This is a genomic window from Kribbella sp. CA-247076 (genome assembly GCF_050942445.1).
Lineage (GTDB): Bacteria > Actinomycetota > Actinomycetes > Propionibacteriales > Kribbellaceae > Kribbella.
Map to the genome: position 1 here is coordinate 2,794,498 of NZ_CP192051.1, position 22,860 is coordinate 2,817,357.

Annotated in this window: 19 protein-coding genes; 8 read left to right on the top strand and 11 right to left on the bottom strand. The window is 69.4% G+C overall.

Annotated features, from left to right (window positions below):
• Positions 1–8 precede the first annotated feature (8 nt).
• Positions 9–542, bottom strand: a complete 534-nt coding sequence (locus ACQPYZ_RS13330) for a CGNR zinc finger domain-containing protein (RefSeq protein ID WP_433167912.1) — start codon at positions 540–542, stop codon at positions 9–11.
• 102 nt (positions 543–644) lie between these two features.
• On the opposite strand from ACQPYZ_RS13330, the gene ACQPYZ_RS13335 reads away from it, so the two are divergent.
• Entirely contained in the window at positions 645–1,220 is a 576-nt protein-coding gene (locus ACQPYZ_RS13335) for a LacI family DNA-binding transcriptional regulator (RefSeq protein WP_433167914.1), read from the top strand.
• 160 nt (positions 1,221–1,380) lie between these two features.
• Here the strand turns inward: ACQPYZ_RS13335 and ACQPYZ_RS13340 are convergent, their stop codons facing one another.
• Positions 1,381–1,782 (bottom strand): VOC family protein, encoded by a 402-nt coding sequence (locus ACQPYZ_RS13340; protein WP_433167916.1) that lies wholly within the window; start codon positions 1,780–1,782, stop codon positions 1,381–1,383.
• Between the two features lie 114 nt (positions 1,783–1,896).
• Here ACQPYZ_RS13340 and ACQPYZ_RS13345 point away from each other — a divergent pair, with 114 nt between their 5' ends.
• The 3 genes from ACQPYZ_RS13345 to ACQPYZ_RS13355 all read left to right on the top strand — a co-directional run bounded on the left by ACQPYZ_RS13345 (position 1,897) and on the right by ACQPYZ_RS13355 (position 5,632).
• A complete protein-coding gene (locus ACQPYZ_RS13345) occupies positions 1,897–2,991 on the top strand; it encodes a glycerate kinase family protein (protein ID WP_433167918.1) in 1,095 nt (364 codons plus the stop codon).
• Between the two features lie 463 nt (positions 2,992–3,454).
• Positions 3,455–3,811, top strand: a complete 357-nt coding sequence (gene erpA, locus ACQPYZ_RS13350) for an iron-sulfur cluster insertion protein ErpA (RefSeq protein ID WP_433167920.1) — start codon at positions 3,455–3,457, stop codon at positions 3,809–3,811.
• 432 nt (positions 3,812–4,243) lie between these two features.
• A complete protein-coding gene (locus ACQPYZ_RS13355; RefSeq protein WP_433167922.1) occupies positions 4,244–5,632 on the top strand; it encodes an MFS transporter in 1,389 nt (462 codons plus the stop codon).
• Positions 5,633–5,687: 55 nt separating this feature from the next.
• On the opposite strand, the gene ACQPYZ_RS13360 is transcribed toward ACQPYZ_RS13355, so the two are convergent.
• From ACQPYZ_RS13360 to ACQPYZ_RS13370, 3 genes are all read right to left on the bottom strand, one after another.
• Positions 5,688–6,518 carry a MerR family transcriptional regulator gene (locus ACQPYZ_RS13360; protein ID WP_433167924.1) on the bottom strand — a complete coding sequence of 277 codons (831 nt, stop codon included), beginning with the start codon at positions 6,516–6,518 and terminating at the stop codon, positions 5,688–5,690.
• Positions 6,519–6,816: 298 nt separating this feature from the next.
• Entirely contained in the window at positions 6,817–8,154 is a 1,338-nt protein-coding gene (locus tag ACQPYZ_RS13365) for an amidase family protein (RefSeq protein ID WP_433167926.1), read from the bottom strand.
• A gap of 148 nt (positions 8,155–8,302) precedes the next feature.
• Positions 8,303–9,574 (bottom strand): aspartate aminotransferase family protein, encoded by a 1,272-nt coding sequence (locus tag ACQPYZ_RS13370; protein ID WP_433167928.1) that lies wholly within the window; start codon positions 9,572–9,574, stop codon positions 8,303–8,305.
• Positions 9,575–9,634: 60 nt separating this feature from the next.
• Here ACQPYZ_RS13370 and ACQPYZ_RS13375 point away from each other — a divergent pair, with 60 nt between their 5' ends.
• Positions 9,635–11,344: an NAD-dependent succinate-semialdehyde dehydrogenase gene (locus ACQPYZ_RS13375; RefSeq protein WP_433167930.1), complete on the top strand. Its 1,710-nt coding sequence runs from the start codon at positions 9,635–9,637 to the stop codon at positions 11,342–11,344.
• Between the two features lie 64 nt (positions 11,345–11,408).
• Here the strand turns inward: ACQPYZ_RS13375 and ACQPYZ_RS13380 are convergent, their stop codons facing one another.
• Both ACQPYZ_RS13380 and ACQPYZ_RS13385 read right to left on the bottom strand, forming a co-directional pair.
• Positions 11,409–12,056 carry a GntR family transcriptional regulator gene (locus ACQPYZ_RS13380; protein WP_433167932.1) on the bottom strand — a complete coding sequence of 216 codons (648 nt, stop codon included), beginning with the start codon at positions 12,054–12,056 and terminating at the stop codon, positions 11,409–11,411.
• A complete protein-coding gene (locus ACQPYZ_RS13385; protein ID WP_433167934.1) occupies positions 12,053–12,781 on the bottom strand; it encodes a maleate cis-trans isomerase family protein in 729 nt (242 codons plus the stop codon). The genes ACQPYZ_RS13380 and ACQPYZ_RS13385 overlap by 4 nt, the downstream gene beginning before the upstream one ends.
• Before the next feature lie 45 nt (positions 12,782–12,826).
• Between ACQPYZ_RS13385 and ACQPYZ_RS13390 the strand changes: the two genes are divergently transcribed.
• Both ACQPYZ_RS13390 and ACQPYZ_RS13395 read left to right on the top strand, forming a co-directional pair.
• Positions 12,827–15,772, top strand: coding sequence for an FAD-binding and (Fe-S)-binding domain-containing protein (locus ACQPYZ_RS13390; protein WP_433167935.1), 2,946 nt, complete (start codon positions 12,827–12,829; stop codon positions 15,770–15,772).
• A 67-nt stretch (positions 15,773–15,839) separates the two neighbouring features.
• Positions 15,840–16,313, top strand: a complete 474-nt coding sequence (locus tag ACQPYZ_RS13395) for a VOC family protein (RefSeq protein ID WP_433167937.1) — start codon at positions 15,840–15,842, stop codon at positions 16,311–16,313.
• A 513-nt stretch (positions 16,314–16,826) separates the two neighbouring features.
• Here ACQPYZ_RS13395 and ACQPYZ_RS13400 read toward each other — a convergent pair.
• From ACQPYZ_RS13400 to ACQPYZ_RS13415, 4 genes are all read right to left on the bottom strand, one after another.
• Entirely contained in the window at positions 16,827–18,131 is a 1,305-nt protein-coding gene (locus ACQPYZ_RS13400) for a M20 family metallopeptidase (protein WP_433167939.1), read from the bottom strand.
• 73 nt (positions 18,132–18,204) lie between these two features.
• Positions 18,205–19,416, bottom strand: a complete 1,212-nt coding sequence (locus ACQPYZ_RS13405; RefSeq protein WP_433167940.1) for a PLP-dependent aminotransferase family protein — start codon at positions 19,414–19,416, stop codon at positions 18,205–18,207.
• A 4-nt stretch (positions 19,417–19,420) separates the two neighbouring features.
• On the bottom strand, positions 19,421–20,605 hold the full coding sequence (locus ACQPYZ_RS13410) for a M24 family metallopeptidase (RefSeq protein ID WP_433167942.1): 1,185 nt from the start codon (positions 20,603–20,605) through the stop codon (positions 19,421–19,423).
• Between the two features lie 81 nt (positions 20,606–20,686).
• On the bottom strand, positions 20,687–21,436 hold the full coding sequence (locus tag ACQPYZ_RS13415) for a maleate cis-trans isomerase family protein (RefSeq protein ID WP_433167945.1): 750 nt from the start codon (positions 21,434–21,436) through the stop codon (positions 20,687–20,689).
• A gap of 513 nt (positions 21,437–21,949) precedes the next feature.
• Between ACQPYZ_RS13415 and ACQPYZ_RS13420 the strand changes: the two genes are divergently transcribed.
• Positions 21,950–22,855, top strand: a complete 906-nt coding sequence (locus ACQPYZ_RS13420; RefSeq protein WP_433167947.1) for a D-2-hydroxyacid dehydrogenase — start codon at positions 21,950–21,952, stop codon at positions 22,853–22,855.
• The last annotated feature ends 5 nt before the right edge of the window (positions 22,856–22,860 follow it).

Below are 22,860 nucleotides of genomic sequence, written 5' to 3' on the forward strand. Positions count from 1 at the left end.
TCGACCCATCAGCCGCCGCGCCGGGCTCGACGGTACTTCGCGGCCCGCGCCCGGTTCTGACACTGCACCGAGCAGAACCGCCGCCGCCCCGCCGGCGACCCGTCGACATAGATGTCCGCACACCCACCGTCGACACAGATCCCCAACCGTCCCGGCTCCTCATCCGCCAACTGCCCCCGCAGCGCCAGCAACGCCGCGGCCAGCAGCGCGTCGTCCCGATCCGTCCACCACGTCCGCCGTACGACGCCGTCCGCCATCGCGACATCCGGCCGTACGTCGATTGTCGACAACAGCCCGGACACCGCGGCGACCCGACCCGCCGTACCGTCCGCGGCGAAGATCCCGAAGACCGTGTCGGCGAACCGGGCCACGTCCTCGTCCGTCAGCGAGTCGGCCACCGCAGCCGGGAGGCCGGCCCGGCCGACGTGGTCCGCGAGCGGCGGCACGTACGACCTCGCTCCCGCGCGCCGCGGCTCGGCACCCCAGCCGTTGACCAACTCGACCAGAGCTCCCAGCGGCATCGGCTCCACCTGGACTCGCACGCGCCAAACATAACGCGTTGAACCGGGTTATCGCGTTGCGCAGTCCACCTCGGCACCGTAACGTGATGAACCGAAGAATCCCGTGACGCCCCAGGAGGACCGATGACGGCGCGCATGCGGGACGTCGCCCGGCGGGCCGGCGTCTCGGTCAAGACCGTCTCCAACGTCATCAACCACTACCCGCACGTCACCCCGCAGACGCGCGCCAAGGTGCTGGCCGCGATCGCCGACCTGGACTACCGTCCCAACCTCGGCGCCCGCTCCTTGCGCAAGGGTCGCTGCGGCGTCATCGCCCTGGTCGTCCCCGACCTCACCTCGCCGTACTTCGCCGCCTTGGCCGGAGCCGTCGCCCGCGCCGCCAAGAAGACCGGCGTAGCCGTCCTGATCGACCAGACCGACGGCGACCCCACCGCGGAAGCCCAAGCCCTCGACGGCCTCCGCGACCGCCTGGTCGACGGCATCCTCCTGTGGCCGGAGACCTCGGCCGGGCCGGTTCCAGCCCCGACGCGTCCGCTGGTCCTCCTCGGTCCCGGTCGTCCCGACCTCATCCACGACGACCGCGTGCCGCTCGGGACGTCGTCGCGACCTGACGCCAAGACAGTCGCCGACACAGCGGTAGCCCTCCTACTCGACCGCGTGTCTCGCGCCGCCCAGCCGCGCCCCGCCAGTACGTGCTGATCGGACCAAGCCGCTCGCTCCTCCCGCCAGGTCGTCCGCTGCCCCCGCCAGGCCGCTTGCTGCTCCTGCCACGCCGCTTGCTGCTCCTGCCACGCCGCTTGCTGCTCCTGCCAGGCCGTTCGCTGCTTCCGCTAGGCCGTTCGCTGCTCCCGCGAGCCTGTTACGACTCCTCGAACTCGGGCGGTCCGCCGGCGGGCCACTCGACCAGCTCGATGCGGTAGCCGTCGGGGTCGATCAGCCAGGAGGTCTTCGGCCCGTCAGGACCGGCCGGATGCTCCTCCGCCCCCGGTTCGAGCCCGGCCTCGGTGAGCCGCTTGATGGTTTCGCTCAGCGACTCGACCTCGATCGCGAGGTGCTCGAAGCCACCGATCTCCACCTTCCCGTCGGCAGGCCGGTGCACCAGTTCGAGCGACACCGACTTCTCGTCGGAAAGCTTCAGCCACACCAGGCTGCCCCCGTCGCCGAGGGGCACGGTGCCGAGCTCGGTGTAGCCCACGGTCCGGTAGAAGGCGAGCGATCGTTCGAGGTCGGTCACGCGGTAGGCGAAGAGGATTGTCTTCATGCCGACGATCCAACGATGCTTCGTGCCGACGAGTCAACGGACTAGACCGGAGCGGGTGTCCGCGACCTGGCTGCCCAGCGGCGTGTGCGCAGCGAGGTGGGAGAGGATGTCGGCATGCGAGTGCTTATTGCGCCGGACAAGTTCGCGGGGACGTTGACAGCGGTCGAGGCTGCGGCGGCGATCGAGGAAGGCTGGCGGCGGCGGGATCCCGGCGCGGAGGTACTGGTCGCGCCGATGGCGGACGGTGGCCCCGGATTCATCGACGTACTCTCGTCCGTCGTCGACGGCACTCTGCTCTCGGTGACGGTCCGCGGCCCGCTCGGCGAGGACACCCCGGCCACGGTCCTGCTCGCGGGCGAGACGGCGTACGTCGAGACCGCGCAGGCCTGCGGCCTTCACCTGGTTGAGCCGAAGCAGCGCCGGCCCGAGGACGCGACGACGTACGGCGTCGGTCAGCTGCTCGCCGCCGCGGTCGACGCCGGCGCCAAGCGGATCATCCTCGGACTCGGTGGATCCGGGACGAACGACGCCGGGGCCGGTCTGCTCGCCGCGCTCGGAGCGACCGCCGTCGGTGGCAGCCTGGACGCCGGCGCGGCCGGGCTCGCATCGCTGACCGAGGTCGACCTGGAGCCGGCGCGGGAGCGGATGGCCGGGATCGAGTTCGTCGCCGCGAGTGACGTGGAGAACCCGATGCTCGGGCTGCGCGGCGCGACCAACGTCTTCGGCAGCCAGAAGGGGATTGTCGACAATCGGAAACCTGAGGTCGACGGCTGGCTGACGCACTTCGCCGAACTCGCCGACCGCAAGACCGCGGACAAGAAGGGTGCGGGCGCGGCCGGTGGACTCGGGTACGCCTTGCTCCTCCTCGGCGCCGAACGCGTGTCGGGCATCGACCTGGTCGCGGACCTGACCGGTTTGAAGGAGAAGGCGTCGCGGGTCGATCTCGTGCTCAGCGGTGAAGGTGCCTTCGATTTCCAGTCGCGTGACGGCAAGGTGGTCGCCGGTGTCGCGAAGGTGGCGAACGACGCGATGCGACCGTGCGTCGTACTGGCCGGCAAGGTCCTGATCGGCGGACGGGAGATGCGCACGATGGGCGTCGAGTCGGCGTACTCGCTGGTCGACGCGGTGGGGGAGGCCCAGGCCTTCGCCGACCCCCACGGCTCCCTGGCCGCCGTCGCCGAGCGCGTCGCCAAAACCTGGGCCCGATAACCCCGTTGGTACGCCGCAACGCGACCGGCGGTCGCCGCCCGCCCCCGAGCCGCCGCCGAGTCGCCCGCCTGCCCCGAGTCGCCGGCGAGTTGCCCCGCCTGCCCCGAGCTGTCGCCAACCTGCTCGGAGTCACCGGCGAGTCGCTCGCCTGCCCCAAGCCGCGCCAACCTGCCCGAGCCGCGCCGACCTGCCGGCAGTCGTCCGCCTCCCCCCGAGCCGTCGCCGCCTGCCCCCGAGCCGCCGGCGAGTCGCCTGAGGGGCCGGATCCGTACAGGTCGCGGGCTGGCTCGTGGGCTTGGGGCGTGTCCGGTCAGCGAGGTAGGTAGTTGATCCGGGAAATTGGTGTGCGACCATGGGAATGGTTCCGGATCGGCGGTTGTTGGCCCGGAATGACAGCGGACTTTCCGCGCGCGGCTGCCTGCCCACCAGCAGCCGGGCGCTCACGAGATGACTGGAGTCAGGAATGACTGAAGCGCAGACCGAGCAGGCCGTCGCCACTGGTGTGATCCTCACCGACGGGGCCGCCGCCAAGGTGAAGGCGCTGCTCGAGCAGGAAGGCCGCGACGACCTCGCGCTGCGGGTCGCCGTACAGCCGGGTGGTTGCTCCGGGCTGCGGTACCAGCTGTTCTTCGACGAGCGCCAGCTCGACGGTGACGTGGTGGCCGACTTCAACGGCGTCAACGTCGTGACCGACCGGATGAGCGCGCCGTACCTGAAGGGCGCCTCGATCGACTTCGTCGACACCATCGAGAAGCAGGGCTTCACGATCGACAACCCGAACGCCACCGGCTCCTGCGCCTGCGGCGACTCGTTCAACTGATCCACCGAAAGCCCCGCTCCTCACCCCATCCGGGCCCGAGGAGCGGGGCTTTCGCATGCCCGCACACAGCCCTCGCACTCGCCCAGCCGCACCAGAGGCGGCACGGCTCGCGTGCCGGTGGGCGCTGGTCCGATCCCCAGTCCAGGCCCGAGCCGCAGCCCGACCCCAGCCCCAAGCCCCAGCCTCAGCCTCAACGTCCCAGGGCCGGGCCTCACGGCGATTGTGACCAACGGTTGTGGGGGGCTTACCGGCGGTGGGTGCTTGCTGTTCACGAATGCACATGGTTAACCTTCGGATTGTCAACAAAACTACGACCGGCGGTCCGGGTGCGTCTCGCGCTGTGAGGCGGGCACGTTCGCAGAACGCGTAGGCGAGTGCTCGAAGCGACTTCCGGGCACCCGGGTGCAGGTCGTGTGACGACAGGAGGACCCCGTGGACGCCGAGAGTCAGCCGCCGGTTAGCAGGAAGCCGTCGGTCGAGAACGAACCGCCCCCCGGGGTGCTGAAGAAGGCGATCTCCGCCTCGGCCATCGGCAACGCGACCGAGTGGTTCGACTACGGCATCTACGCCTACGGCGTGACCTACATCTCGGCCGCGATCTTCCCGGGCGACACCGAAGAGGCGACCCTGCTCGCGCTGATGACGTTCGCCGTGTCGTTCCTGGTCCGGCCGCTCGGCGGGCTGATCTGGGGTCCGCTCGGCGACCGCCTCGGGCGCAAGCACGTCCTGGCGATCACGATCCTGTTGATGTCCGGCGCGACCCTGTGCGTCGGCCTCGTCCCGACGTACGACGCGATCGGGTTGTGGGCGCCGATCCTGCTGGTGCTGCTCCGGATGATCCAGGGCTTCTCGACCGGCGGGGAGTACGGCGGTGCCGCGACGTTCATGGCGGAGTACGCGCCGAGTCGCCGGCGTGGATTCCTCGGCAGCTTCCTGGAGTTCGGCACGCTGGCCGGCTTCTCGCTCGGTGCGCTGCTGATGCTCGGCTTCTCGCTCGTGCTCGGCGACGACGCGATGCACTCGTGGGGCTGGCGGCTGCCGTTCCTGGTCGCCGCGCCGCTCGGCCTGGTCGGCGTCTACCTCCGGTCCCGGCTCGAGGACACCCCGGTGTTCCGTGAGCTCGAGGAGAAGGGTCAGAAGGAAGAGGAGACGAAGACCCAGTTCAAGGATCTGCTGGCCGGCTACTGGAAGCCGATCCTGCAGCTCGGCGGTCTGGTCGTCGCGCTGAACGTCGTCAACTACACCCTGCTCACGTACATGCCGACGTACCTGGAGAGCGAGATCGGCCTCAGCTCCGACGAGTCGCTGATCGTGCCGATCATCGGAATGTTGACAATGATGGTGTTCCTGCCGTTCGCCGGCCGGATCTCGGACCGCGTCGGCCGCAAGCCACTGTGGTGGTTCTCGCTGGCCGGACTGTTCGTGTTCGGCGCGCCGATGTTCCTCCTGATGGGGACGAACCTGGTCGGCGCGATCGTCGGGTTCGCCGTACTCGGCCTGCTGTACGTGCCGCAGCTGGCGACGATCTCGGCCACCTTCCCGGCGATGTTCCCGACCCACGTCCGGTACGCCGGTTTCGCGATCGCCTACAACGTGTCGACCTCGTTGTTCGGCGGTACGGCGCCCGCGGTCAACGACTGGCTCACGGCCGAGACCGGCAACGCGCTGATGCCGGCGTACTACATGATGGCCGCCTGCGTCATCGGCGCGATCGCTCTCTTCAAGGTCCCGGAAACGACACGCTGTCCGCTCAACGGCACCGCGATCCCAGGCACCGACGAGGCCTTGCCGCCAGTGGCATTGGAGCCGGCCAAGGCCTGAACGCCGTCGCCCGGCATCCACTGGAGGAGCTCAGCGGATCAGGAGCCCGTCGCGATCAAGCGATGGGCTCCTGCAATTCGGTCACCCAATGGCCTGGGTCGTCCGGGCAGTCGAGGTAGAGCTCCCGCGCAGGTTCGCCGGACCGATAGTTGTTGTCGTCGATCCAGCGAGCGAGCGCCTGCCACGCGGGGAGCACCTGGTCGATCGGCCCGCGGTGTACGAGCGTTGCGGCTCGCACGGCGGGCAGGTCGATCACCTCGAGGCCGTTGAGGTTGCCCTCGGCATCGATCGATGCCGGAACGGTCGCGTGGACGACGGCTTCGTCCTCGGACCGCTCCGATCGCTCGTACAGACAGGTCAGTCGGCCGGCTGGATATACAGCGGCCCCGGGAAGCCGCCGACCGAGCTCGGCGCACAGGGGACGGACGACGGGACCGATGTCCTCGGGCGTGGAGCTCGCGGCGGTGCCGGTCAGCCCTACCAGGCGTGCGGCGGGGAGCTGTTTGATCACGACGTCGACAGTCGGTGGCTCACCCTCGATGCCGCGGAGACGTGCCTCGACCTGGGCCAGCCGGGCAACGCTCTCGGCGACGGTAGACTCGAGTTCCGCGCGGCGGATTGTCAACAATGCGCGCAGCTCTACCGGGCTGACCTCGTCGGCGATCATCGTCCGCACCTGCTCGAGCGAGAACCCGAGATCCTTCAGCGCAACGATCCGGTTGAGCTCCGCGAACTGCCCCGCGTCGTAACTGCGGTACCCGGTCGCCGGATCCACGTGGGCCGGCCGCAACAATCCGATCGCGTCGTAGTGCCGCAACATCCGCACCGACACCCGCCCGTGCCTGGCAAAGTCCCCGATCGCGAACAATCCCGACCTCCCATCCACCTCGAGTCAACCACCAGACCTGGCCTTGGCGCGCGCCAACGCGAGATCACCCTGCACCTCCAGCACGCCGACCGTGTCGGCGCCGTCGGCGGCGGCGCGGCTGGCTCCGGCGAGTCGATCGCCATCCCATCACCGCTCGGCTACACCGTCTCCGGTCCAGATCATCGCCACTGCGTGGGTGGTGGGTGAGGGCTGCCGTCTTTGAATCGGTCGCCGGCGCCGGTGATGGTGAACGTGCCGCGCTCGTCCAGGACAACTACCCGGGCGCCAAGGGGCGGCCGATCCCCGTTGACGGGCTTCATCTCAGTTCTGATGCGAGAAGCTCCGCAAAGGTTATCGGGGTGTCGTCCTCGTGCCAGGGGCCGATCACCTGGGCGCCCACGGGGAGACCGGCGGGTGTCGACCCGATCGGCATGCTGAGTGCGGGAAGTCCGGTGAGTGACGCGTGAGCGATCCAGAAGACCTGCGCATCGTAGTGTTGCTCGCCGTACGACGTCGTAATCCTCCGATCGCCGAACGGCCGGTCATCGTGCGGAAACGCAGTCGTGAAGCTCGTCGGACAGAGGAAGACGTCGACATCCTCGAAGTACCGCTGCCAGATCATCCGCTGAGCCATCCGCCGCCGTTCCTGCGCGACCACCTCCCCGAGACTCGCGAAGTCCGCATTCTCACCTTGCAGCGCGAAGAACAACCCGATCTGGAACCCGAAGGCCTCAGCCTGTTCCGAAGGGTCGACACCCGCCGGCCATCCTTCGACGATCTTCGCCCCACTCCGACCGAGACGGTCGACCGTCTCCGACAACGCCGTACCCACCTCGCTCGACACCGCCGCGTCAGAGTGATCCAGTACGACGCCCACCCGGAAGTCGGCCAACCGGTCATGCCGCGGCTGGTGCAATCGCCATGAGTACGGCGGCGCCGCTGGACCACCGGTGACCGTTAACGCGGTCCGCAGATCCGCAGCCGACCGGGCAAGTGGTCCGATTGTCGACAACATCGGCAGCTCGGTCGGCGGTACGGGCGGTCCCGGCAGCTGGAAGCCGTGCAGCGGCACCAGCCCGTTGGTGGGCTTCAGCCCGTACACACCGCAGTACGCCGCCGGCAGCCTGATCGACCCGACCAGGTCCGACCCGTACTCCAGGTAGGTGAGACCAGCGGCCAGCGCGGCCGCCCCGCCTCCGCTCGAGCCTCCCGGGGTGCGCGTGAGGTCTGCGGGATTGTTCGTCCGGCCGTGGAGCTCGTTCGCGGTCTGTCCGAAGTCCGCGAGCATCGTGTGGACATTGCTCTTGCCGACGATGATCGCGCCGGCGCGGCTCAGGCGTTCGACCACGGTCGCGTTCCAGTCGGCGACGTACTCCGCGAACGCCGGATCGCCCCACGCCGTGTGCATGCCGGCGACGGCGAAGGACTCCTTCACTGTCATCGGTACGCCGTGTAGCGGCCCGAGTTCGCGGCCCGTCGCGACTGCTTGGTCGGCGTCGGCCGCCATCCGCAGGGCGAACTCCGGTCGGGTCTCGACCACCGCGTTCACGTCGGCGTCTGCCGCGATTCGCGCGAGCATCTGCTCGGTCACCTCGCGAGATGACACCTTTCCCGCGCGGATGCCGGCGGCAATCTCCGTTGCTGTCTCTGTCATGCCGCCGGTCTACGACCTGACACAGTGTCAGAGTCAACGCCCGCCGTGACGCCACGCCCGAACCGCAGGAAAGCGCGGGTGCCGACGGTCTGAAGTCGCTCGTCCGGGCGGCCGACGGACGTGCATGTCCGGACGTCTCCGGAATGGGTCAGGACGTGATCGCGGTGACGGCGTCCGACCAGATGGAGGCGGCCTCGTCGATCTCGTCCGGGCTCACCACCAGCGCCGGGATGAAGCGGACGACCTGACTCCACGCGCCGCACGTCAACAGCAGAAGACCCCTCCTCGCTGCCTCCTGCTGTACGGCGGCCGCGGTGATCGGGTCGGGCTTGCCGTCGGCGTCGCGGAACTCGTTGCCGATCATCAACCCGAGCCCACGGACGTCGGTGATTTGCTCGTGCTTGTCCGCGACGAGTTGGAGCGCCTGCTTGAGTTGCGCTCCGCGTTCCGCCGAGTTCTGCACCAGCCCTTCGTCCTCGATCACGTCCAGCGTCGCCAGCGCCGCCGCACAAGCGACCGCGTTGGCGCCGTACGTCCCGCCCTGCGAGCCCGGCCACGCCTTCTCCATCAGCGCCGACGACGCGGCGATCCCCGACAACGGGAACCCGGACGCGAGCCCCTTCGCCGTGATCAGGATGTCCGGACGCGAACCGAAGTGGTCGCCGCCCCAGAACTTCCCGGTCCGGCCGAAGCCGGTCTGTACTTCGTCGACAACCAGCAGGATCCCGCACTCGTCGGCGCGTTCCCGGAGCCCGGCGAAGAATCGCTCGTTCGCCGGCACGTACCCGCCCTCGCCCAGCACCGGCTCGACCACGAACGCCGCGGTCTCGGCCGGCGTGCTCAAGGTCTGCAACACGTAGTCCAGCTGACTCAACGCGAAGTCGGTCGCCTGCTCGACCGGCCAGCCGAAGTGCCCGGGGTCGGGGAACGGCGACACGTGGACGCCGGCCATCAGCGGACTGAACCCGGACCGGAACTTGGTGCCCGAGGTCGTCATCGAGGCCGCCGCCACCGTCCGGCCGTGGAACCCGCCGTGGAACACGATCACGTTCGGCCGCCCGGTCGCCTGCCGGCTGAGGCGAAGCGCGGCCTCGACCGCCTCGCTGCCGGAGTTCGCGAAGAACATCCGGTCGAGCTGCTGCGGGAGTACGTCGCCCAGCCGGTCCACCAGGTCGAGCAGCGGCCGGTGCATCACCGTCGTGTACTGCGCGTGGATGATCTTGCCGACCTGTTCCTGAGCCGCCGCGACCACCCGCGGATGGCAGTGCCCGGTGGACGTGACCCCGATGCCGGCCGTGAAGTCCAGGTACCGCCGATCGTTCTCGTCGAACAGTTGGACACCCTCACCGCGGGCGGCGACAACTCCGGTTGCCTGCTTCAGGATCTGCGACAGCTCGGCCACGGCGGTCCCCTTTGTCAACTGGTAGATTGTCGACAATCAGCGTATCTCAGGCACCCGGACTGTCAATGGAGGCCGCTCATGACCGCAGACCGAGGGCCCGGCGCCGATCAGACGAGGGCGCGCGGAGAGCGTGCGGCGCTCAACGCGGCCGAGAACACCAGGGCGGGCGCCGAGCGGTCGCCGTCCAGCGCGGCCGAGAACACGAGGCCGAGCGCCGAGCGGTCGCCGTCCGGCGCGGCCGAGAACATGGTCGTCGACGCCGTCGAAACCAACGTGGTCGACGCCGTCGAAACCAAGGTGGTCGAGGCGGTCGAGGCCGAGGTTGTTGACGCCGTTGAGGCCAAGGTGGTCGGCGCGGTCGAGAAGCGGTTGTACGTCGGGGGTCGGTGGGTCGACGCATCGGGTGGCAGGACGTTCGACGTACTGGATCCGGCGACGGGTGCGAAGCTCTGCTCTGTCGCTGATGCTTCGCCCGCCGACGGCCGGGCGGCCCTGGACGCTGCGGTTGCTGCCCAGCCCGCCTTCGCGAAGACGTCGCCGCGGGAACGGGCCGACATGCTGACTGCGGCGTACGAGCTGCTGCTCGAGCGGGTCGACGATCTCGCGCTGCTGATGACGCTCGAGATGGGCAAGCCGCTGGCTGAGGCGCGCGGCGAGATCGCGTACGCGGCCGAGTTCTTCCGGCACTTCGCGGGTGAGGCGGTCCGGATCGATGGCGGGTACCAGACCGCGCCGGCCGGGAACGCGCGCTTCCTGATCGCGAAGCAGCCGGTCGGTCCCTGCCTCCTGATCACGCCGTGGAACTTCCCGATGGCGATGGGCACCCGCAAGCTGGGCCCCGCGATCGCGGCCGGCTGCACGAGCGTGATCAAACCCGCTCACCAGACACCGCTGTCGATGCTCGCGCTGATGGACATCCTCGCGGAGGCCGGCGTACCCGCGGGCGCGGTCAACTGCGTCACCGCGATGGACGCGGGCGGGGTGATGGAGCCGCTGATCCGCTCCGGGCTGGCCCGCAAGCTGTCGTTCACCGGCTCCACTCGCGTCGGCCGGATCCTGCTCGAGCAGTGCGCGGAGAAGGTACTGCGGACGTCGCTCGAGCTCGGTGGGAACGCGCCGTTCATCGTGTTCGAGGACGCCGACCTGGACGAGGCGGTCGACGGCGCGATCGCGGCCAAGATGCGCAACATGGGCGAGGCATGTACGGCGGCCAACCGTCTGTTCGTCCATTCGTCGACAATCGACGAGTTCGGCCGGCGGTTGGCGGCGAAGATGTCGGCGCTCACGGTCGGCCGCGGGACCGAGCCGGGGGTCAACGTGGGTCCGCTGATCGACGAGGCCGGGCTGGACAAGGTCCGGTCGCTGGTGGCCGACGCGGTCGAGCGCGGCGCCACGGTGCTCACCGGGGGAGAGGTTGCTGGCGGCAACGGGTACTTCTATCCGCCGACGGTGCTCACCGGTGTACCGCGGGACGCGGCGATGGCTGATCAGGAGATCTTCGGGCCGGTCGCCCCGCTGACGCCGTTCGAGACCGAGGAGGAGGTCGTCGCGGCCGCGAACGACACCGAGTGGGGATTGGTCGCCTACGTGTTCACCAACGACCTGCGCCGGGCTCTCCGCGTTGCCGAGTCACTCGAGACCGGCATGGTCGGCCTCAACCAGGGCATCGTCTCCAACCCGGCCGCCCCGTTCGGCGGGGTCAAGCAGTCCGGGTTGGGCCGCGAGGGCGGCGCACTGGGCATCGACGAGTACCTGGAAACGAAGTACATCGGCATAGCGATGCCGTAGCCGCGCCGAGGGTGGGCCGCGGGCGTGACCGCGTGCGGCTGGCGCCGTACCCCTGGGCCGGATGTCAGCGGTTGGTCAGGCGGGTGATGGCGTCGTCCATGTGGGCCATGAGGAGGTCGTCGGCGTGCAGGTGGTCGCCGGCGGCGATGGCTTCGGCCAGGGTTCGGTGTTCGACGACGCGGGCCTCGGAGACGGTGTAGGTTTCCTCGAGCGCGTGGATGCACATGCGGGTCTCGGTGATGTACGTCTGGTGCATCCGCGACAGCCGGGGACTCGCCGCGAGCTTGACCAGCCGCTCGTGGAAGGCGATGTCGAGCTCACCGACCGCGGCCGGGTCCCCCTCGGCGGCGGCCATCTCGTCGACGATCGCGAGCAGTTCCTTGCCGGCCGCCTCGTGGTCGCCGTCGATGATCCGCCGGGCAGCGGCGCGCTCGATCGCCTCCCGCGCCAGATACATGTCCCGGACGTCCTCGGGCGTCATGTCGATGACGAACAGGCCGCGGTTCCGGATCGAGACCAGCAGGCCTTCCTGCGTCAGCCGCTGCATCCCCTCCCGGAGCGGGCCGCGGCTGACGCCGAGCTTGCGGGCCAGCTCCGCCTCGCCGAGTTGTTCGCCGGGCTTGAGCTCGCCGTGGCTGATCGCCTTGCGCAGTTTGTCGGCGATGATGCTCGGCGTCGACTCCTGCGCCAACGGCTCGATGTAATTGGTCACGCGTGTGTCCCCCTTGCTGAAAACAATCGGCCCAAGCCTGAGAGTGACGGTACCGGGCCGATCAACTGCAGTCCCTTCCAGACCGTCACCTGGTTCGCGGTGAGCACCGGTTTGCCGGCGGCAGCCTCCAGATCGTCGACAATCTGCAGGGTGTGCATCGCGGTGTCCGGGACCAGGATCGCCTCGGCGTCCGGGTGGTCCGCGGCCTTCACCATCGCGATCACCTGCTCCGGTTCGAGGGTGCCGACCTCGGCCGCGGTGACGATCCCGTGGCTGCCCATCGCGACCACCTCGACGCCGCCGGCGGTCAGAAACCGGACGAAGTGGTGCGCGACCTCTTCCGGGTACGACGCCGCCACCGCCACCCGCCGTACGTCGAGAGCCTTGCAGGCGTCCACGAATGCGAGCGAGGTCGACGACGCCGGTACGCCGAGCGCCTGAGCGACCCCGGATGCCTGGTTGCGGGCGCCCTCGGGTCCGAAGACGAAGCTGCCCGACGTACACGCCCACATCACCGCGTCCGGCTCGACGGAGGCCAGCTCGGACGCACCCGCGGCGAGCCGTTCGGCGCGGCCCAGGTCGAGCAGGGCGTCCACCCGGTGCGCGTCCTCGCCGACGGAAGTGATCACGACCGGGAGCCTGATCGCCCCGTCCAGTCGCGCCTCGAGTGCCGGGTAGTCGTCCTCCGCGCTGTGACCGGGATAGAGCAGCCCCACCGTGACCATTCGTCCTCCTGGCTGACCCGCACCGAAATAGGTAGATTGTCGACAATGTTAACCCCACCGAACCTCGGGACTTCCCCGTACGACGTGGCGCGGTTGGTCGGCGAGTTGCGCCGCGAGGTGCGCGGGACGGTCGGGGACGACGCCGGGGCGCGGGCGCTGTACGCGACGGACGGATCCAACTACCGGGTCGTGCCGGATGTGGTCGTCGTGCCGGCCGATGTGGAGGATCTGGCCACCGCGGTCGAGGTGATCGCCGCGGCCGGCGCGCCGGTCGTGATGCGCGGCGGCGGTACGTCGATGGCGGGCAACGCGATCGGCGGAGTGGTGGTCGACGCATCCCGGCACGTGAATCGGATCCTCGACCTCGACGCGGCTGCCAGGACGGCGGTGGTCGAGCCGGGGGTCGTGCTGACGGATCTGCTCGCGGCTGCGAAGACCCATGGGTTGGCGTTCGGTGCGGATCCGTCGTCGGCCAGTCGGGCCACGCTCGGCGGGATGATTGCCAACAACGCGTGTGGGGCGCACTCGGTCGCTTGGGGTACGACGGCGGACAACCTCCGCGCGCTCGACGTCCTCCTCGCCGACGGCACCCGCCTGACCCTCGACTCCGGCGATGGTCCAGGCACGTCCCTCACCGACCGACGAGCCCAGCTCACGGATCGGCGGGCGGGGTTTGTGGGGCGGGGTGGGCGGGAGGGGGAGGTGCATCGGGCGCTGCAGGCGTTCGTGGATCGGCACGAGTTGACGATCCGGCGGCGGTTCGGCCGGTTCACGCGGCAGATCTCCGGGTACGCGCTGCACCGGCTGCTCCCGGAGTACGGCTACAACGTGGCCGGTCTGCTGTCGGGCAGCGAGGGCGGTCTGGCCACGACGCTGCGGGCCACGGTCGCGCTCACTCCCTTGCCGAAGGCAGAGGTCCTTTGTGTGCTCGGGTTCGGGGACTCGATCACCTCCGCGGATTGTGTACCGATCGTGCTGCGGCACGGTCCGCTGACGATGGAGTCCATCAACGTCGACCTGGTCGAGCGACTGCCGGCCGAGGTCCGCGACGCCGCCGTACGCGCGGGCCTGCCGACCGGACGAGCCTGGCTGCTCGTGGAAATGGGCGGGGAGGACGAGGTGCTGGCTGCACGGGCGGCGCAGGCGATGCTCGACGAACTGCATGACTCCGGCTCGCCCGCGACGGCGAGTCTGGTGACGGACGTGAAGGCTCAGGCGGTGCTGTGGCGGTGCCGTACCGACGCGGCCGGGCTCGCGACGCGGCGCGCGGACGGTGCCGAGGCGTGGGGTGGTTGGGAGGACGCCGCCGTACCGCCGGAGCGGCTGGGCGCTTACCTTCGCGGGCTCGATGAGTTGCTGACGCGGCACGGCCTGTCCGGGGCGTCGTACGGGCATTTCGGTGAGGGCTGCATGCACATGCGGATCGACTTCGACCTGCTCAGTACGCGGGGCATCGCGACGTACCGGGATTTCGTCGAGCAGTCCACGGACCTCGTCGTCGAGCTCGGAGGCTCGGTGTCGGGCGAGCATGGTGACGGGCGGGCGCGGGGCGAGCTGCTCAGCCGGATGTACGGCGCGGATGGCGTCGGATTGTTCGCCGAGCTGAAGAGGATCTGGGACCCGGGAGGGGTGATGAACCCGGGGATGATCGTCGGGCCGCCACCGCTCGATCTGGCCATCCGGCACGACGGGCCGGCGAAGGATCGTCGACTGTCGACAATCTTCACGTACCCGGAGGACGACGACGACTTCGCCCAGGCGCAGCGGCGGTGCGTCGGGATCGGCAAGTGCCGGCAGACGTCGGGCGGGGTGATGTGCCCGAGCTACCAGGTGACTCGCGAGGAGCAGCACTCGACCCGCGGCCGCGCGCATCTGCTCTGGGAGACGCTGCAGGGTGACCTCATCACGGACGGATGGCGATCGACTGAGGTACGCGACGGGCTCGACCTTTGCCTGTCCTGCAAGGGATGTCTGTCCGATTGTCCGGTCAACGTGGACATGGCGACGTACAAGGCCGAGTTCACCCAGCACCACTACGCGCGCCGACCGTGGGCGCGGCCGATGTCGCACTGGTCGATGGGTTGGCTCCCGCTGTGGGCGCGGCTCGCCTCACCGGTGCCCGGTCTGGCGAATCGGTTCGCTCGTCTCGGGCTGACGAAGCGCCTCGGAGGGATCGCGCCCGAGCGCGAGGTCCCGCGCTTCGCCGAGCAGACCTTCACGACGTGGTTCGCGCAGCGGGCTGGTCGTGACCGACGGACGGGTGAGGCTGCTGCCGGCGTAAACAAGGTTGTGTTGTGGGCGGATACGTTCACCGACTACCTGGCGCCCGAGATCGGGCGGGCCGCCGTCGAGGTGCTGGAGGCGGCTGGGTTCGAGGTCGTCGTCCCGGCGAAACGGGTCTGCTGCGGACTGACCTGGATCTCGACCGGCCAGTTGACGAAGGCGCGCCGTGTTCTCAACCGGTCGCTCGACGTCCTGGCGCCGTACCTGGCCGACGGTACGCCGATCGTAGGACTCGAGCCGAGTTGTACGGCGGCCATCCGCCACGACGCACCTGATCTGATTGCCGACAATCCTCTCGCTGACAAAGCTGCTGCGGCGATTCGGACGTTCGCGGAGTTCCTGGTCGAATCAGGCTGGGATCCACCGCGGGTCGGGGGAGAAGCACTGGTTCAGACCCACTGCCACCAGCACGCCGTACTCGGCTTCGACGCCGACCGCCGGCTGATGGACGCGGCCGGCATCGACGCCACGATCCCCGACTCGGGCTGCTGCGGCCTGGCCGGCAACTTCGGCTTCGAGCGCGACCACTACGAGGTCTCGAAGGCGATCGGCGAGCGCGTACTGCTTCCCGCCGTACGGTCATTGCCCGAAGCAACCGCCGTACTCGCCGACGGCTTCAGTTGCCGCACCCAGATCGCCCACGGCACCGCCCGCCGCGCCCACCACCTCGCCGAACTCCTCGCCCGCGCGGTGAAGCGGGCACAGTAGAGGACAGAACCTGGCCGGTTCTCCTCCTAGCGTTACTCATGACCGACAACGAACGAAGGAGACCGGAATGCCGATTCCCGAGGGGTACACCACCGTGACGCCGTGGATCATCGGGCACGACACCGACGGGTTGATGGACTGGCTGACGCGGGCGTTCGGCGCCGAGGAGATCGACCGGCTGGTGGGCCCGGACGGGCGGATCGGGCACGCGGAGATGCGGGTCGGGAACGCGATCGTGATGATGTTCGACTCCCGGCCGGAGTGGCCGGCGACGCCCGCGTTCCTCCGGCTGTACGTCGACGATGCGGAGGCCGTGCACGCGCAGGCGGTCGCGGCCGGCGGTACGTCGGTGACCGAGGTGACGCATCTGTTCTTCGGTGACAAGGTCGGGCGCGTCCGCGACCCGTTCGGCAACCTCTACTGGATCCAGACCCGGATCGAGGAGCCTACCGAGCAGGAGATGATGGAACGCCTCGCCGACCCGGAGTTCACCCGCCGAATGGAGTACGTCCAGAACGCCGACTTCTTCCCCACCCGCTGACCCACGCCACGACCCCGGCGGCGGTCCGACGAGACAGCCGCCGGGACGAGGCGTGGCGTGGGGGGTGGTCGTGTGGGGGGCTGTGGTCAGGCGAGCACGCTGAGGGCGCGGGCGCGGGGCCTGTGGTCGGGTGGGCTGGTGGTGAGGGTGTAGGCGCGGGGTCGCGACCGGGCGGTGAGAGTGCGGGTGCGTGGGGGGCTGTGTTCGCGTGAGGGCGCGGGGCCGTGGTCGGGCGGGCTGGTGGTGAGGGTGTAGGCGCGGGGGCCGTGGTTGGGCGGGCCGGTGGTACGGGTGCGTGGGGCTCTGGTCAGGTGAGGAGCCGCAGCGCGGTGAGGGCGTAGGCGGGGGCTGTGGTCGGGCGGAGTGGTGGTGAGGGTGTGGGTGCGGGGGCGGCGGGCCGGGTGGTGAGAGTGCGGGTGCGTGGGGCTGTGGTCAGGGAGGATCCTCGCGGTGAGGGCGTGGGCGCGGGGGCTGTGGTTGGGCGGGCTGGTGCTGGGGGTGCGGGGGCTGTGGTCAGGTGAGGAGGCGGAGGGCGGTGAGGGCGTAGGCGCGGGCGGCGGTGACGAGCTCGGCGATGGGGACGGATTCGTCGGCGCGGTGGGCCTGGGTGGTGACGGAGCCCGGGCCGAGCACGACGACGGGTACGCCGAGGTCCCGGGCGACGTACCCTCCGTCGCACGCAGCCGTCCACCCCGCCAGCGGCTCATCGGGGCCTCCGGCATCGACCCGGGCCGACTCGACGATCCGTACGAGGTCGGCGTCGGCCGCCGTCTCGAACGCCGGCATCTCCATCGGCATCTCGAGCTCGACCGACAGCCCGCGATCCTCCAGCCGCAACGCCGCGACGCGGGACCGCAGATCATCGAGTACGGCGGCCGGCGACTCGCCCGGGAGCAGCCGTCGATCGGCGACAATCACACAATCAGCGGGCACGATCGAGCCGCCCGTACCACCGTTGATCTGCCCAACGCTCCAGGTCGCCGGTCCGAGCAGCGGGTGCGGATCCGCGGCGAGCTCGGCGTGCAACCGTTCGATCTCCGCGACGACCGCCGCGGCACCGTAGATCGCGTTGGCGCCGTCGTCCGGGTTCCCGGCATGGCACGCGCGCCCGTGGATCGCGACCCGCAGGTACGAATCTCCGCGCGCCGCGATGATCGTCTGCAAGTCGGTCGGCTCAGCCGTGATACACCCCAGAAAGTGCCCAGGGTCGCGCGTAGTCGGCCGTTCGGCGGCCTCACCTGACGAGTCACCCTCTGCGGTGGCTGCGCCGGCCACTCCGGTCGGTGTGCTGGACGTTGCGGTGGGCGCTGGGGGCGGTGGGCTCGTGGTGCTGCGCTGGGACTCGGCGACGTACGCGCGGATGCCTTTGCCGGTTTCTTCTTCGTCCACTACCGCGGCCAGTTCGACCGGCCCGGTGAGGTTGGTGTCGCGAAGTGCGGCCAAAGCGACGAGGGCCGCGGCGAGGCCGCCTTTCATGTCGGAGGCGCCGCGGCCGTAGATGCGGCCGTCCTTCACGGTGCCGCCGTGCGGGTCGGTCGTCCAGCCGTCGCCGACCGGTACGACGTCCGTGTGCCCGAGGATCAGCAGACCCGGACCGTTGCCTCTGGCAAGCGTGATGCTCACGTTGTCTCGTCCAGGCTCAACCGGCGTCGTAACCACGTCGAGCCCGAGCTCACGTGCGGTCGCCGCAAGGACCGCGACGGTCGCGGCCTCTTCGCCGGGCGGGTTCTGGCCGGTCGCCCGCACCAGCTCACGGGTGACCCGCACCAGCAGCTCTTCGTCGATCCGGTCGAGGACGCTCTGCTCGTCAGGGGTCATGAACACGAAGCCTAGGTCGGATTGTCAACAATCATCTGATCTTCAATCGCAACGAATCACGGGTCTAGCCACCTCACGTCAGTTTGTCGACGGCGCGGCGGAGTCGGGCGACCCCTTCGAGGATGCGGTCCGGTGGAGTGGACGCGAAGCACAGCCGAAGAGCGTCGGCGAACCGGCCGGTCGGAGAGAACGCGGGACCCGGGATGAACGCCACGCCCTCCGCCAGCGCGACCTCGAACAGCTCGGCAGTGTTGACGCCGTTCTCCAACGTCACCCACAGGAAGAAGCCGCCCTCGGGATCCGTCCAGCGACCGATGTCACCGAAGTGCTCCTGCAGCGCCGCATGCATCGCTTCCTTGCGGCGCTTGTACTGCGCCCGCTGCGTGACGAGGTGATCCTCGAGATGCCCGCCCTGCAGGAACCCGGCGAGCAGTCGCTGCGCCGGCAGGTTCGTGCACGTGTCCATCGCCTGCTTCGCGTTGATCAGCAGCGGCTGCAGTTCCGGATCCGTGTCGATCCAGCCGACCCGCAGCCCGGGCGCGACGATCTTCGAGAACGTCCGTACGGCGAACACCAGCGGGTCGCCGGCCGCAAGCTCGCGGATTGTCGGCAACGGATCGCCGGCGAACCGCAGGAGCCCGTACGGATCGTCGTCGATCACCATCGAGTCCCACGACCGGGCCAGCTCGAGCAGCCGATGCCGCCGCTCCAGCGAAAGCGTCGCGCCGGACGGATTCTGGAACGTCGGGATCGTGTAGATCGCCTTCGGTCGCCGGCCGTCGAGCAGCGGCTCGAGATTGTCGACAATCATCCCGTCCTCGTCGACCGGGACCTCGAGCAACTGAGCGCCGTACGAGAGAGCGGTCGCGCTGCCGTTCGTGTACGTCGGTGACTCGACGACCACCAGGTCGCCGGGGTTGACGAACAGCTTGCAGAACAGGTCGAGGCCCTGCATCCCGCCCGCGGTGATGGTGAGCCGGTCGGCGGTGGTCTCGTCGCTCGTCCCGCGCAGTACCTCCAGCAGTGCTTCGTGCAGTGGTGGGTCGCCCTCGGTCGCTGCGTAGTCGTACGCGTCCGGGCGACTCAACTGCTCGGCGGCGATGCCCGCGAGGATTGTCGACGGGACTGCTTCGGCCGCTGGTGAACCCATCGCGAATCGCACGATGTCGTGGCTCTGTTTGTGCAGCAGCGAGGTGCTGGAGTCGATCACCGAACCGACGAGCCCGGTGACGCGGTCGGCGTACGGGAGGGACTTCACGGCACTGCCACGGACCTCGTGCGTCACTGGGCTACCTCCGGATCGTCAGTTCGTGGGACAGGTCGGTCAGGCGCTCCACACCGTCGTCGGTGACCACCACGGGCTCGGACAGTTCGTATCCCCAGCCGTCCATCCACATCCCGAGGATCACGTGGAAGGCCATCCCGGCCGACAGGACGGTGGTCTCGCCGGGGCGGAGGCTGACGGTGCGCTCGCCCCAGTCGGGCGGGTACCCGATGCCGATCGAGTAGCCGATCCGCGAGTCCTTCACCAGGCCGTGGGCGGCGATCACGTCGTTGAAGGCCGCGTGAACCGCAGCACCGGTGACGCCTGGTCGGATTGTCGACAACGTGGCTTGCATGCCGTCGGCCACCACCTTCGCGGTCTCACGCAGCCGCTGCGGCGCGTCGCCGAGCATCACCGTGCGGGCGAGGGGAGCGTGATAGCGCCCGAAGACGCCGGCCAGTTCGATCGTGGTCGCCTCGCCGGTCCGGAACGGGCGATCGGTCCAGGTGAGATGCGGCGTACCGGCCGCTTCACCGGTCGGAAGCATCGGCACGATGGCGGGGTAGTCGCCGCCGTGGTCCGGCGTACCGGTCGCCTGGGCGGCGAGGATCTCGGCGACCAGGTCACATTGCCGCCGACCCGGTTGGAGTTGGTCGAGAGCGACCCGCATCGCCCGGGCGGCGATCGCGCCGGCGATCCTGAGTTGGCGGAGCTCGTGCGGTGACTTGACCAGCCTGATCCAGTTGACCAGCTCGGCCGAGTCGACCAGCCGGTGGCCTGTCAGTCCGTTGCCGAGGGCAAGGTACGCGCGGGCGGAGAAGTAGTGTGCGTCGCCTTCGATGCCCACGTCACCGCCGGCGGGAATCAGTTCGCGAGCGCGGGATGCGATCCAGTCGTAGGGGTGTACGTCGGGACGGTGAACGAGATCCTCCGGGTAGCCGTGGATCTGCCCGGCGCGCAGATTGCAGGTGTACGCCGCCCCGGCCGCGTCCATGGCGCGCGCGAAGAAGTGTGGTTCGCGGTCGGCGGGGATCACCAGGCACTGCGGTGTGTAGAACGACCAGGCGTCGTACCCAGTCAGGTAGAAGAGGTTCGCCGGATCGCTGACAATCAGCGCGCCCAGGTCGCGCTCGGCCATGGCGGCACGGACTCGGTCGAGGCGGCCGGCGTACTCGCTCGGCTCGACCGCCTGCTCTAGCAGGTCCGGCATGTGCTCACCTCATTCCGTACGATTGCAGATTGTTGACAATACGCTGGAGCCTAGCCTCCGGGGGTGGACGTTGCGCTTGGGTCAGGTGAGGAGGTGCTGACCCGGGCCGATCGCCGTATGGCCGGTGAGGGCGAGGGCCGACCACATGGTGACTTGGTTGGCGGTGAGAACCGGCTTGCCGATCATTGCCTCGAGCCCGGCGATGATGTCGTACGTCGGCAGGTTGGTGCAGCTGATGAAGACGGCCTCGGCGGTCGTGGTGTCGATGCTGCGGACGAGTTCGACGGTGGCTTCGTACGGAACGGTCCAGATCTGAGCGATCAGGCCGAGGCCGGCCGTCGAGACCACCTCGACACCGGCCTCCGCGAGGAACTTGGTCAGGCCGATGGTGAGATCGTCGGTGTACGGCGTGACCGTCGCGACGCGGTTGATGCCGAGATGATGCAGAGCCAGGAGGAGCGCGCCGCTCGTGGTGACCGCGGCGGGAGCGCCGGCGGCGATCATCGCGTCGACCAGCGCGACTTCTCCGGACAGGCCGCCGACGAAACTGCCGGAGGTACAGGCGTACGCGACGGCGAGCGGTGCGACCGGCAGTACGTCGGCGGTCGCGCGGGCGATCAGCTCCGGATCGGAGATGTGGACCGCCATCTCGAGGGTGGCCGCGAGCGGGGCGTACGGCGTACGGGTCAGGTGGAGCGTGACGTCGTCCGGGACCCATCGCCAGAGCTCGCGGTCGAGCGCGAAGTCGTACGGCGCGACGACGCCGATCCCGGTCTGCAGCAGCGGAGGCGTCGGCGCCGGCAGGGGATAGGTGGGCGGCCGGAGCGTCATGCGACTCAGTGTGCGGCGGGGCGAACCGTGTCGACAAGAGATTGTTGACAATCCTACGGATCGATTCCTAGCCTCGAACCCGTGCCCCCCACCTCCGAGCGACCCATCATCACGGTCCTCTGCGAGCGGGCTCCCGACCCAGCCGAGCGCCTCCCCGGGTCCCCGGGCGAGCAGTCTCCCGAGTCCGCGGGTGAGCAGTCTCTTGAGTTCCCCGGCGAGCGTGGTTATGAGCCGGCGATCGCGGATGACGCGATGCATTCCGGGCTAGCTGGGGCATCGGGAGGCGTTGCTGGCGCCGGCGCGATACCACCCGGGGTTGAGAAGGCTGTGCATGAGGCATCGCGCGGCGGTGACACGGCTGCGGGTGCGGCATCGGGCGGTGGTGACACGGCTGCGGGTGTGGTTTCGGGCGGTGCTGGAGAAGCTGCGGGTGCGGCAGTGGGTGGGGCTGGGGACGGTGCGGGGGCGGCTGGTGGGGGTGGGGAGTTGCGGCTGCCGCCGGGGTTGGGTGGGGTGGCGGGGGTTGAGTTTCGGTTCTGCGATGCGGCGGGGTTGGGGGAGGCGGTTCGCGGGGCGCGGGTGTTGTTGTTGTGGGACTTCTTCTCGACTGCGGTCCGGGATGTTTGGGACGAGGCCGGGTCGTTGGAGTGGATTCATGTGACGGCGGCTGGGGTCGACACCTTGTTGTTCGACGAGTTGCGTGATTCCGACGTGGTGGTGACCAACGCGCACGGGGTGTTCGATCGGCCGATCGCGGAGTACGTGCTCGGGGCCGTGATCGCGCACGCGAAGGACAGTCGGGCGAGTTTCGAACTGCAGCGGGGGCGCGAGTGGAGGCATCGGGAGACTCGCAGCGTGCTGGGTTCGAAGGTGATGGTCGTCGGCACCGGGGCGATCGGTCGGGAGATCGCTCGGCTGTTGCGGGTCGCGGGGCTGGACGTGCGCGGGGCCGGGCGGGTCGCGCGGTCGGGTGATCCGGACTTTGGGCAGGTTGTTGCTAGCAGCAACCTTGCGTGGGAGGTCGGTGACGTCGATCATCTGGTGCTGGCGGCGCCGTTGACCGCGGCGACGCGGGGGTTGGTGGATGCGAAGGTGCTGGCAGCGATGAGGGCGGGGGCGCACCTGGTCAACGTTGCCCGTGGTCCGATTGTCGACGAGGCGGCGCTCCTGGATGCCCTGCGGGACGGGCGGATCGCGGCGACGTTGGATGTCTTCGATCGGGAGCCGTTGCCGGCGGACCATCCGCTGTGGGATGCGCCCGGCGTGACGATCACCGCGCACATGTCCGGTGATGTGGTGGGCTGGCGGGACACGTTGTCGGCGCAGTTTGTTGACAATCTGCAGCGGTGGTTGGCGGGCGAGCCGCTCACGAACGTCGTGGACAAGAAGCTCGGCTACATTCCCTCAGGAGCCCAATGACCCGC